The sequence below is a fragment of the Polyangium fumosum genome (assembly GCF_005144585.1).
Taxonomy (GTDB): Bacteria; Myxococcota_A; Polyangia; order Polyangiales; family Polyangiaceae; genus Polyangium; species Polyangium fumosum.
In genome coordinates, this window is sequence record NZ_SSMQ01000148.1 from 1 (window position 1) to 10,858 (window position 10,858).

Here is a 10,858-nt window from a genome sequence, read left to right on the forward strand (position 1 = left end):
TCGATCACGCCACCCACACGGCAAGCGCCCAGCGCGGCGGCGAACTCATGACCTCGCAGGCCAGCGCGAACTCGTGATCGCTGTCGAGATCGAGGATTTCTGCGGATCGGGATGGTTGTCTACAGCCCTCGGTGGTGAGCCACGCAGAGACATCCTGCATCGCCTGGGGGTCCAGGGTCGGGTTCTTGCCGGGTCCGGGCAGCGTGTACGAGGCGGCCACGTCAAAGCCGGGGTAGAGGAGCAGATCAGCGACGTTCTCCTCGGCGTAGCCCGGATAGCCGAGCTGCACCGCCGCCTGCCAATAGTACGGCTCGTAGGCGAGGGTGGCCCCGTCGGACCATAACGAGGGGCCGCAGACCAGGTCGAAGAACGACCACACCTCGTCGTCGCTCGCCGAGGTGGGCGGGATCTCGGCGCAGTGGCTGGCGTCGCCGTACTGCCAGAAGCTGAAGATGAATTCGATCACCGCGGTCTCCAGGGCCTGATCCTCGCCGAGCAGCTCATAGGTGAGGCCGGCGTCCATGGCCTGGGTCTGCATGCGCGCCAGCATCTCCGGCCGGCGCAGCAGCACCTCGCGCTGGAAGTCGAGGAGGGCCTTTTGGCAGGCCGCGTCGCCGCGCTGGGCCACGAAGTCGCGGTAGCGCGGGTCGGCGTCGCCGAAGTTGTGCGGGGCGACGTAAGCGACGGTGCCGTTCACGTCGTCGGGATAGAAGCGGCGGTGATAGACGGAGGTCATCCCGCCCTTGCTGCCGCCGGTGGAGATCCATTTGCCCTCGTAGAGCGGCCGGATCACCTCGACAATGTGGTGCAGGTCCGCGGCGGCCTGCTCGATGGTGAGCTGCGACCAGTCCGCGGGCTCCGGGCGGGAGGGGGTGAAGAAGCGGTGCTCGACCCGGACCTGGTTGGCGGCAAGCAGCTCGGCGGGCTCGTCGAGCCACTGGTACTCCGGATAGAGGTTGTAGCCCTGGGTGGCGAGCACCACGGGCGCGGCCGGGTCGCGGTGATGCAGCACGAGGCGCTGCTCGAAGCGCGCGCCGGAGGGATCGTCGTGATCCGCGGGCTGGTCAATCGTGAGCACGAAATAGCGGTAGCCAGGGATCTCGGTCTCCTCCTCCGTGACCGTGAGGCTCTCGATGTCCTGGAGCTTCTCGAAGATATCGGCCGACGTCGCGCCGCCGGAGCCGCCGGAGCCGCCGGAGCCGCCCGCACCGCCGGAGCCGCCGGAGCCGCCCGCACCGCCGGTGCCGGAATCGGGGTGGGTGTCGTCGCCGCCGCAGGCGACGAGCGAAAGGGAGGCCAGGGTGATGGTGAGCAGCGGAAGAAGCAGAGTGCGCATGGCGGGGAGCCATGGCAGCGAGCGTGCCAGGCCAAAATGGGCGCCGTGGCGCGAGGATTCGTGGCCTTGCTCTCTGCAACGCGCGTGCTTCCGGCTGCTGCGTGGTGGTTGCACCGGTTGCACCCCCTGTTGCACCGGTTGCACCCGTTGCATCCTGCTCGCGCCCCTATTTCTTGAATGTCTCCGGCTCGATCCCGTACCGCTTGATCCAGCGCTGCACCTGCATTTTGAAGAGGCGCGCTCCAAGTCCTCGGCGCGGGTGAGGGGCGGCATGTCGGGGCGGCGCGCGTGTGTTTCGGAGCGTCGAGGGCGTTGCGGGAGCGGGAGCGGGAGCGGGAGCGGAAGCGGGAGCGGAAGCGGAAGCGGCAAGCGGAAGCGGCAAGCGGAAGCGCAAGCGGAACTCACGCAGGCGCGAGCGTCTTCAGGTGCTCCCGAGCGAGATGCAGGCGGCCGTAGACGGCCTTGGGCTTCATTCCGAGCGTTGCCGCAATCTCCCGGATTGAATGCCCCTCCAGGTACGGGAGCACCACGGCCCGAATGCGTGGACCTATTTTCCGCAGAAATGACGAGCCAGGTCCCGGTCCTTCCGTTCGATCCGCTCGGCAATCCGAGCCGCGTCCCCAGCCATCACCAAAACGACGTCATCGATCTTGAGCATAACGAAACCTCCGCCCGACGACCCTTTCGCCGTCCCCCAGCGGGATCCCCTGCATCCCGCTCGCGCTCGCGCTCGCGCTCCCGCTATCCCAGCCACCGCGTCACCTGCTGATGCGAATGCTATTCGCAGCCGCAGCCGCAGGCATTGGAGAACATCGTCTGCGGCGGCTCGCAGCGAAACTTCATGAGCATGCATTTTTCCCTGTCGCCGAGGTATCTGCGGTGCGGCTCTTTGGCCGGGTCGCACCCGCTTGCCGCGGGGACCTGCGTGCCTGCTGTATTCGTGGGCGCGGTCTGCGGCTCCTCGACCGTCGCGGTGGGCTGCGGGTCGGACGATGGCGGCGCGCTGACAGACGTCGTTGACGCCCCGATCGCTTGGGGCGTGGCGGGCGCCTGGTCGCTGGACGCTGGCGCCTGACCGCTGCAAGCGCCGGCCGTCGACACGGCAAAAAACGCGAAGACGGCGTACATGGGTGAACGTCGGCAAGGGGAGAGCGAACTCTTCTTCATTCGAGACCTCGATACGATCCGCGCGCCTCAGGGCGCTCCGCAGAAGTTCAGCGTACAATATCCCGCCCCCCAGCGAGAGCCTCCCAGGGAACGGTCACGTTTTCTGCCTGCGAGCGGCCTGCGCCGTCCCGCCGACGTCCACACCGGCCCCGCCTGCACGAAGATCGCGTCGCGCTCGACCTCGATGGAAGGAAACTGCCTCTCGAGCCGATCACACATCGCCCAGTGCGTCGCCGCCCGCTTCCCTTCCAGGGAGCGGAAGCGGGAGCGGGAGCGGGAGCGGAGGCGGGAGCGGGAGCGGGAGCGGGGGCGGAAGCTTCATCCCGATTCACGCAGTGGGCGGACGACGGCTACGAGGGATGCGTACGTTGAGGCAACGACAATGGGGGCACTACCTGGGGGCGCTGATGAGCCTCTTTGGTGTGGGATGTGGGGGGAGTGCACGGGACGTGCGGGTGCTCGCGTGGGTGCATGCGCAGAGCGTCGCGCCCCAATCCACGCAAGAGATTTCCCTCCCGGGCGATCTTGTCGGGGCGAGCGCGGATGCCCGGGTGCACGTGGCGCGGCTCGCCGATGGGCGCACTTGCATCCTCCTCAAGAAGTCAATCGGATGGAAAAGCAACTTCGAGGGAGGGCTCCTATGTGACGCCCCCCTGCTTCCTGCCGAGATCGTAGCGGCGCCGCCCGCTTCACGCGCCTACGTGAGCCTCCCCGGACACGCGGTGTTCGAGGAGCTTTATGTGCGAACCCAGCACGACAAACGCACCTTCGACGTGTACTTCGATCTGAACTGACGCTTCCTCGACGCCGGTGCGCTGCGGTTGCCGCCCGGCGCGCTCGTCTTCCGTGCACGTGCGCGTGCGCGATTCCAGGACGAGAGACGTGTCTCACACACGCCTGAAAGTCGCTCCCGTCGTTCACGTGTCGGACACCGTCCGATTCGCGGAATTGACGTGTCGCTCGCCGTCGACGAAGGGGAAGACCGGCGGGCCCTCGACGCGTTCCTCTTTGCTCTCACGACGCGTGACGACCCCTCGATGTACGGAGGACCGTGATGCCCGACGACACCGCCCCGATCCCCGATGTCCACGAGGCGACGAGCGCCCCCGACGCGCGCACCCACCTCGGACGCCGCGTGCGAGGCATGTCGTGGTTCGTCGGCGCGGCGCTCCTCGGCCTCGCAGTTCGCGGCGTCCACCTGCAGATCGTGCACGGCGCAGAGCACGCGGCCCGCCTCGAAGCTGCCAGCGTGAAACGCGTGCGCCTCGCGCCGAGCCGCGGTGTGATCCGCGACGCGCGCGGCCGCGTCGTCGCCGAAGATCGCGTCGCCGTCGACGCCTACGTCGTCCCCGATCGGATGCTCGCCCGACCGGAGGAGAAGGTGCCCCGCCTCGCCGCCGCGCTCGGCCTCAGCGAGGACGAGCGCAGCCGCCTCCGCCAGAAGCTCGACGCTGTGCCCGCAGCGAAACGCGATCAGTTGCTCCTCGTGCGCCGCGACGTCCATCCCGAGCGACTTCAGGCGATCCGCGACGACCGCGCGCTCTCCTGGATCAAGCTCGTCGAACGAGCGGGGCGGCGCTACCCGTTTGGCCCCCTCGGCGCGCACGCGATCGGGTACATGAACGAGGTTTCGCCGGCCGATCTCGCGAAGGATCCCGGCAAACGGCCGGGCGATCGCGTCGGCCGCACCGGCGTCGAGCGCGCGCAGGATCGAGCGCTGCGCGGCACGCCTGGCCACGGCTTCGTGGCCGCGTCGCACCGGGTCGTCGTGCCCGCGGGGCGCGAGGGCACGGCGCCCATCGCCGGACACGACGTGACGCTGACCCTCGACATGGATCTCGAGCGCGCGCTGGACGAGGCCTTCGATCGCCACGACCAGCACAAAGGCGCCGCGGTGCTGATCGACGTGCACACCGGCCGCGTGCTCGCGATGACATCACGACCCGCGTTTGATCCCAACCTGCTCGATCGCGGCGTGGCCGTCCCCGCGGGCTCCGAGCTCGACCGCGCGCTTCTGGAGAGCGAACCGCCGGGCTCGACCCTCAACCCCTTCACGGCGCTGGCGGCGCTCGCCTCGGATCGCGCTGCTGCCGAGCATCCGGTCGAGTGCAAAGGGTATTACCCCCTCGGGCTCCGGTTGTTCCGCTGCACGCACACCCACGGTCGGGTCGATCTGGATCACGCCCTCGCCGAGAACTGTTTCGTGTGGCTCTACGATCAAGCCGCGCGCCTCGGGCTCGACGCCATCGTCGGCAAGGCCAGGCAATTCGGCCTCGGCGCGCCCACCGGCATCGAGATGGGCCGAGAGCTCGCCGGGCTCGTCCCGACCCGCGCCTGGTTCGAGCGCGCCGCTCCGGGCCCCTTTCGCGCGGGCCACAGCCTCAATACCGCGATCGGGCTGGGCGTCGTGCGGGTGACGCCGATCCAGCTCGTGGTGGCCTACGCGGCGCTCGCGAACGGCGGCACGGTGCGCACGCCGCAGATCGTCGTGAGCGACGTACCAGCACCCGCGCGGCAGGTGGACGTGGAAGCCGCGGATCTCGCGCGGGTCCGCGCCGCGTTGCGCGCCCGTGCGAGCGAGCTGGGCGGGTTGCAAGCCAGCGTGGCCGGCACGAGAGGCGCGTCCGACTCGCGCGAGTTCTTCCTGGTGCCCGTGACCGACATCGAAGCGGAGGGCGGTCCACCGGACGACGAGCCGCCCGCGCGCCCCCTCCGCATGCCGGGCACGAACGGCTGGTTCGCGGGCTTCGCGCCTGCGGACACCCCCGAGGTGGCCATCGTCGTCCTCGTCCAGGGCCGGTCCTTCTCGTCGCACCGCACCGCGACCGCCATCGCGGACGACACGCTGCGCGCCTACTTCGCTGGCAAGGAAAGAGGCTCCCGATGATGCGCGTCTTGCGAAACCGTCCCGTCGTGGTCGTCGTCGCGGCCGCCGTCGCGCTCGCCGCCGTCGGCCTCGCGACCGTGCACGCGGCGGGGCTCGCCTTCCCGGGAAGGAGCGCGCTCTGGCCCCGGCAGCTCGCGTGGCTCCTCGTCGGTTCGGCCGCGGCGCTCCTCGTTGCGCGCGCGGATCTCCGCCGGCTCCAGGACCGCCGAGCGCTGCTGATTCACGGCGCGCTGATCCTCGCCACCCTCGCCACGTTCGCCGCATCGGGGGTCCACGACACGCACCGCTGGTTGCACCTCGGGCGCCTCAACGTGCAGCCGTCCGAGCCCCTCAAGCTCGGCCTCGTGCTCGCGCTCGCGAGCTGCTTTTCTCGTCCCGCCGAAGGCCCGCGACCGCTCCGCGATCTCGCGCTCCCGGCGGGGCTCCTCGCCTGCACGCTGACCCCCGTGCTGCTCCAGCCGGATCTCGGGACCGCGGGGGTGCTCGCGTTGATCGCCGCGTCGGCGCTGGCGCTCGAGCGCTTTTCGCTCGGCGCTCGGGTCACCCTGGCCATCGGCGCGATCGGCAGCCTCGCGGCCGTGTGGCTCACCCTGCACGACTACCAGCGCGCGCGCCTCGCTGCGTTCGTTCACGGCGCTGATCCGATGACCAACGGCTACCAGAGCGACCACGCGTTGCGGCTCGTCGGCGCCGGCCGCCTCCTCGGCGCTAGCAGCTTCGCGGGGAGCGAGCCCTACCCGCTGCCCGAGGCCCACGGCGACTTCGCCTTCGCGGTCTGGGCGCACGAGCACGGCTTCGCCGGCGCGGCGCTGGTGCTCGCGCTCTACCTCGCGCTGGTGCTCGCCGCGCTGCGCATCGCCGCGGGCGCGCGCGACCGCTTCGAGGCCCACGTCGCTGTGGGCGTCGCGGCGATCGTGTTCTGGCAGGCGGTGATCAACGCCGGCATGGTGATGGGCCTGCTCCCCGTGGTGGGCGTCACGCTGCCGCTGATCTCGTACGGCGGCTCGAGCGCGTTCACGTGCCTCGTGGGCGTCGGGCTGCTCGCGAGCGTGGCCCGGCGGTCCACCACGGCGTAGCCAGGGCCCCTGAGCCTCGCCGGGCTGATCCGCCTCTCCACCACAGGCTCGGCGCGCTTCCGCTGCCGCTTCCGTTTCCGCTCCCGCTCCCGCTCCCGCTTCCGCTGCCGCTTCCGTTTCCGCTCCCGCTCCCGCTCCCGCTGCCGCTTCCGCTTCCGCTTCCGCCTCCATTCCCGTTTCCGACGCCCCTGCGCCGTCTCCGACGTCGTTCGCGTCGAGCACCACACGCGAGCCGCACGCCCGCGGCATGCGTGTTGCCATGGATTCGGTCGAGCCGTTCGCTGTGTGCACGCGCGGGCTCGGGAGATCCTCATGGCCCATCGATTCCTGCGTGATTGCAACCCGGATCCCGATGAATCCGTGGAGTCATGGCTCGCGCGCATCTTCGAGCGCGCCCAGCGCGTCGCCCTCGTGACCGGGCTCCTCGCCCAGGGCTGCACGACCGAGCCCACGCAGGCGCTCGCGGAGCCCGCGGATACGGACGCCGTCGATGAGGCGGGAAACGCGCAGGTGGCCCGCGGAGTGCCTTGCGCGCCCGGCACGTACCTCCCCATCTCGGCGAGCGGCCTCTCGCCCGCGCGGCGCTTCGATTCCCTCGCCATCCGCACCCTCAGCGGCATCCGGGCCTCGGAGGAGGGCCCGGAGCGCTGGACGCTCTCCGACTTCAACGTCGTCAGCGAGGTGGGCACCGCCTGCGCGACAGCCACGACCCGCGAATGCCACCAGAAGATCCGCATGCACCCGGAGCCCTTCCGGGCGACGAGCTGCTTGCAGATCTGCAGCGAGACGTCGGTCGTGACCACGGCGGGCGACGAGGTGCGACGCTGGGTCGGTGTCCCGGAAATTCGCGCGCTCCTCGGCCCGATCGACACGCCCGACGAGGCGCTGCTGCTCGTGGAGTCCATGGGATACGACCTCACCTGCGACAATGCCGAGCGCACCTCCGTGCGCGCGGCGCCGGACGGTTTCATCGTGACGGCCACGAAGATCACGAGGGACTGCGCGCCGATCATCACCACGCGATACACGCTGCGCATCTGGCGTAGCGGCGAGATCCAGGAGGTCCGCACCGAGGAGATCGAGCGTGACTCGGCGTGCATCGGGCGTGTCCCGGCCGGGCTCACGAGCGCGCCTGCGGACGAGGGGCGGTCTCTGCTCGGGGACTTCCTCGCGCGCGCCGCGCACCTGGAGGCGGCGAGCGTGATCGCCTTCGAGCGGCTCGCGGCGGAGCTCTCCGCGCTCGGCGCGCCAGCGTCGCTCGTGCACGAGGCGCGGAGGGCGGCCGAGGACGAGGTCCGGCACGCGGACGTGGTCTCGGCCCTCGCGCGGGCGCGCGGCGGTGGCACGCCCGTCTCGCCGCATGTGGAGGCGTTGCCGCTCCGCGCGCTCTTCGCGCTCGCCCTGGAGAACGCGGTGGAGGGCTGCGTGCGCGAGACGTTCGGGGCGCTCGTGGGGGCCCATCAGGCGCGGCGCGCGGCAGACGCCGAGCTCGCGGCGGCGATGCAGGAGATCGCGGCCGACGAGGCGCGGCACGCGGCCCTGTCGTGGAAGGTGCACGTCTGGGCGATGGAGCGGCTCGGGCCGGAGGAGCGGGCGCATGTCCAGCAGGCGCAGGCCGACGCGCTTTCGCGTCTCGCGGCGTCGACGACGCGCGCCCCGGCCCCCGAGGTGGCGCGCGCGGCGGGTTTGCCGGGGCCTACCGAGGCGGCATGCCTGCTCGATGTGCTTCGGCAGGGCATCGTGGCGGAGGCATAGGCGGGAGGTTTCAGGGCGAGCTGAATGCCCCGGGGCTTTGCCGAGGCGTTCGCCTCGCGCTGACGGAATGCCCCGCCGCCGCTTCCGCTCCCGCTCCCGCTCCCGCTCCCGCTCCCGCTCCCGCTCCCGCTCCCGCTCCCGCTCCCGCTCCCGCTCCCGCTCCCGCTCCCTCCGGGACGTCGGCGCAACTCAGCAGAATTCACTGCGGCAGGAATTACCGCACGATCACGCGCACGGGAGAGCCGGGCAGACCCTGCAGCCCCACCCGCACCGGCTTCTTGGACACGAGTTCGAAGCTGTAGCGCCGCAGCAGCGTGCCCAGGACAAGCTTCATCTCGTACAGCGCAAACGCGGCCCCGATGCAGCGCCGATTCCCGCCGCCAAACGGCAGAAATTCAAAGGGGGAATAGGTTCGCTCCAGGAATCGCTCGGGACGAAACACCTCCGACTCCGGAAAGACCGCGGGATCGTGGTGGGCCCAGATGATTTGCGCGAACACGCCTGCTCCGGCCGGCAACTCGTAGCCCGCGATCTGCATCGGCGTATTCAGCTTGCGCCCCACCCCCGGGCTGGGCGGGCGCAGACGCAGCGTCTCGTTGCACACCGCTTCCAGATACGGCGCCTTGGCCAGCGCCTCGGGCTCCGGATCCGCGCCCAGCGCCGTCAGCTCGTCCTGCAGCCGGCGCAACACGGCCGGCGCATGTCCGAGAAAATAGAGCACCCAGGTGAGCGCGCCCGCGGTCGTGCTGTGCCCCGCGACGAGCAGCGTGTGGAGCTGCTCGAAGATCTGCTGGTCGTCGAGCGCCGTCCCGTCTTCCTGGCGGGCTTCCAGGAGCAGACTCAGGATATCGGTGCGCTCGGCGGGCTCGGCTCGGCGGCGGGCGAGCTCCGGATCGAGGAAGTTGCGCAGGTCCCGGGTCGCGCGCAGCTTGCGCGCCCACGGGCCGAAGCCCCAGAGCTCCCGGCGCAGCCAGGGAATTATGAGGGTGACGGTCAGGCCGAAGGAGAAGCTCTCGCGCAGCGCCTCGAGCAGCTTCTCGAGGCGCGCCGCTTCCTCCGGTGCAGTGACTCCGAACACGATGTGGATGATCGTCTGCAGCGAGATCTTGTGCATGAGGTCCTGCGCCACGAGCTCTCGGCCCGGCTTGAAGTCCCGGGAGTGCTGCAGGGCGAGGTCGCAGATCTGCTTCCCATACAGGCGCATGCGCTGCCCGTGAAACGGCGGCATGAGCAGCTTGCGCATGGCCGTGTGCCGCGCGCCCGAGAGCGCGAACAGCGACGACTCTCCGAACAGCACGGTGAAGTTCTCGACCAGCATCTGGTCGAAGGTCTCCGGCGGCGCCGCGAACACGGCGCGTAGACCCTCCACGCTGCCGGTGGCCAGCACCGGTTTGCCGTCCATCTTCGGGGCCGACATCGGATCGCCGTAGCGCTCCCGCATGCGCAGCGTGTAGCCGATGGGGTCGAGGATCCCCTGGATGTTCATCAGGAGGTTGTTGGTGGGGCCTTTGGGTAAAGGGGTCATGGGGTGCGTTCCTTCGATTGTTCTATCAGCTTAGGCTCTCGGGATAGGACATCCAAGTATCGCAAGCAGCGGGCCAGCTCAGATCCCGGTTGCCGCTGCCGCTGCCGCTGCCGCTGCCGCCGCCGCTGCCGCCCCCGCTTCCGCTGCCGCCCCCGCTTCCGCTTCCGCTTCCGCTGCCGCTGCCGCTGCCGCTGCCGCTTCCGCCCCCGCCTCCGCTTCCGCTCCCGCGTGTCGGACGCGAATTCAAAGGCGCTCTCGTCCGGGGGGGGCGAGCATGCCCGCGTGCTCGGGTGGCGCAAGGCCAAGCCGTCCTCGCCGTGCTCGCGCTTCGCGCTCCGCGCGGCTCCGGGCGGTGCGAGGCTTTGCCTCGCAGCCTTGCGCCACCCTCCGCGCGCGGGCCCGGGACAAGGGTCCCCGGTCGGGGAAGGAGGAAGCTATGGCTCTCAGGATCTACAGCGTGACGATCGAAATGGTGCGGCGGCTGCGGCCAGTCATCGAGAAGGTCAGCGGGAAGGATGCGAATCTCGCGGATCAGCTACGGCGCGCCGCCACCAGCGTGCCGCTGAACTTGAATGAAGGCGCGTATTCGCAGGGGCGGAACGAACGGGCACGATGGCACACGGCCATGGGCTCGGCGGCAGAGGTTCGCGCGTGTCTGGACGTGGCAGAGGCACTCGGGTACGTAGAAGCGGTGGATGATGAGCTGCGCGATTCGCTGGACCACATCATCGCTACCCTGCACCGGCTGACGCGGCGGTGAAGCGTAAAGCGGGCCGTCCCTCACCGGGCGGCCCGCCGTTTTCGCCGAGCGTCAGAAGGGGGCGTGTAGCGCCAGACGGTTTCGCGCCAGTTGTAGGCGGGCGTAGGCGGTCGTCCGTCGGACTCGAAGCATTCGGGCGATGTCCGGCATCGAGCGGCCCTCGATCTCATACGCGACCAGCACGGCAGCGACCTTGCGACCGAGTTTGCGCAGGGCCCTCGCAAGGAGGTGGGCGGCGTCGATTCCCTCGATCACCCGCGGAAAGACCGCCGGCTCCGGGAGCTCTCCCGGGAGCTCTTCCGTCCGATACCGCGCGAGCTTCCGATGATTCGATGCGATGTAGAGCGCCACC

Annotated in this window: 11 protein-coding genes and 1 pseudogene; 5 read left to right on the forward strand and 7 right to left on the reverse strand. The window is 70.1% G+C overall.

Translation table 11 applies throughout. The annotated features are described in order from the left end of the window. Positions 1-4: 4 nt before the first annotated feature. From E8A74_RS50905 to E8A74_RS56265, 4 genes and pseudogenes are all read right to left on the reverse strand, one after another. On the reverse strand, positions 5-1,336 hold the full coding sequence (locus tag E8A74_RS50905; RefSeq protein ID WP_170230015.1) for a S28 family serine protease: 1,332 nt from the start codon (positions 1,334-1,336) through the stop codon (positions 5-7). A 401-nt stretch (positions 1,337-1,737) separates the two neighbouring features. Beyond that, entirely contained in the window at positions 1,738-1,896 is a 159-nt protein-coding gene (locus tag E8A74_RS50910; protein ID WP_136936459.1) for an RNA polymerase sigma factor, read from the reverse strand. A gap of 217 nt (positions 1,897-2,113) precedes the next feature. Continuing rightward, entirely contained in the window at positions 2,114-2,464 is a 351-nt protein-coding gene (locus tag E8A74_RS50915; protein WP_136936460.1) for a hypothetical protein, read from the reverse strand. A 165-nt stretch (positions 2,465-2,629) separates the two neighbouring features. After that, a pseudogene (locus E8A74_RS56265) lies at positions 2,630-2,755 on the reverse strand (AraC family transcriptional regulator); the annotation flags it as partial. Positions 2,756-2,910: 155 nt separating this feature from the next. Between E8A74_RS56265 and E8A74_RS50925 the strand changes: the two are divergent. The 4 genes from E8A74_RS50925 (at position 2,911) to E8A74_RS50945 (ending at position 8,221) form a co-directional block, all read left to right on the forward strand. Then, positions 2,911-3,297, forward strand: coding sequence for a hypothetical protein (locus tag E8A74_RS50925; protein WP_136936461.1), 387 nt, complete (start codon positions 2,911-2,913; stop codon positions 3,295-3,297). Between the two features lie 260 nt (positions 3,298-3,557). After that, a complete protein-coding gene (locus tag E8A74_RS50930; protein ID WP_136936462.1) occupies positions 3,558-5,390 on the forward strand; it encodes a penicillin-binding transpeptidase domain-containing protein in 1,833 nt (610 codons plus the stop codon). Beyond that, positions 5,387-6,466: an FtsW/RodA/SpoVE family cell cycle protein gene (locus E8A74_RS50935; RefSeq protein ID WP_136936463.1), complete on the forward strand. Its 1,080-nt coding sequence runs from the start codon at positions 5,387-5,389 to the stop codon at positions 6,464-6,466. The genes E8A74_RS50930 and E8A74_RS50935 overlap by 4 nt, the downstream gene beginning before the upstream one ends. Before the next feature lie 312 nt (positions 6,467-6,778). Further along, positions 6,779-8,221 (forward strand): ferritin-like domain-containing protein, encoded by a 1,443-nt coding sequence (locus tag E8A74_RS50945; protein WP_136936464.1) that lies wholly within the window; start codon positions 6,779-6,781, stop codon positions 8,219-8,221. 214 nt (positions 8,222-8,435) lie between these two features. Here the strand turns inward: E8A74_RS50945 and E8A74_RS50955 are convergent, their stop codons facing one another. Together E8A74_RS50955 and E8A74_RS53695 are read right to left on the reverse strand one after the other, a co-directional pair. Beyond that, on the reverse strand, positions 8,436-9,746 hold the full coding sequence (locus E8A74_RS50955; RefSeq protein ID WP_136936465.1) for a cytochrome P450: 1,311 nt from the start codon (positions 9,744-9,746) through the stop codon (positions 8,436-8,438). A gap of 25 nt (positions 9,747-9,771) precedes the next feature. After that, positions 9,772-9,993, reverse strand: a complete 222-nt coding sequence (locus tag E8A74_RS53695; RefSeq protein WP_170230014.1) for a hypothetical protein — start codon at positions 9,991-9,993, stop codon at positions 9,772-9,774. 189 nt (positions 9,994-10,182) lie between these two features. Between E8A74_RS53695 and E8A74_RS50965 the strand changes: the two genes are divergently transcribed. Beyond that, positions 10,183-10,506, forward strand: a complete 324-nt coding sequence (locus E8A74_RS50965; RefSeq protein ID WP_170230016.1) for a four helix bundle protein — start codon at positions 10,183-10,185, stop codon at positions 10,504-10,506. A 51-nt stretch (positions 10,507-10,557) separates the two neighbouring features. On the opposite strand, the gene E8A74_RS50970 is transcribed toward E8A74_RS50965, so the two are convergent. Continuing rightward, positions 10,558-10,858 (reverse strand): RNA polymerase sigma factor (locus E8A74_RS50970; protein WP_269749950.1); only part of this gene is annotated, 301 nt, incomplete at its 5' end.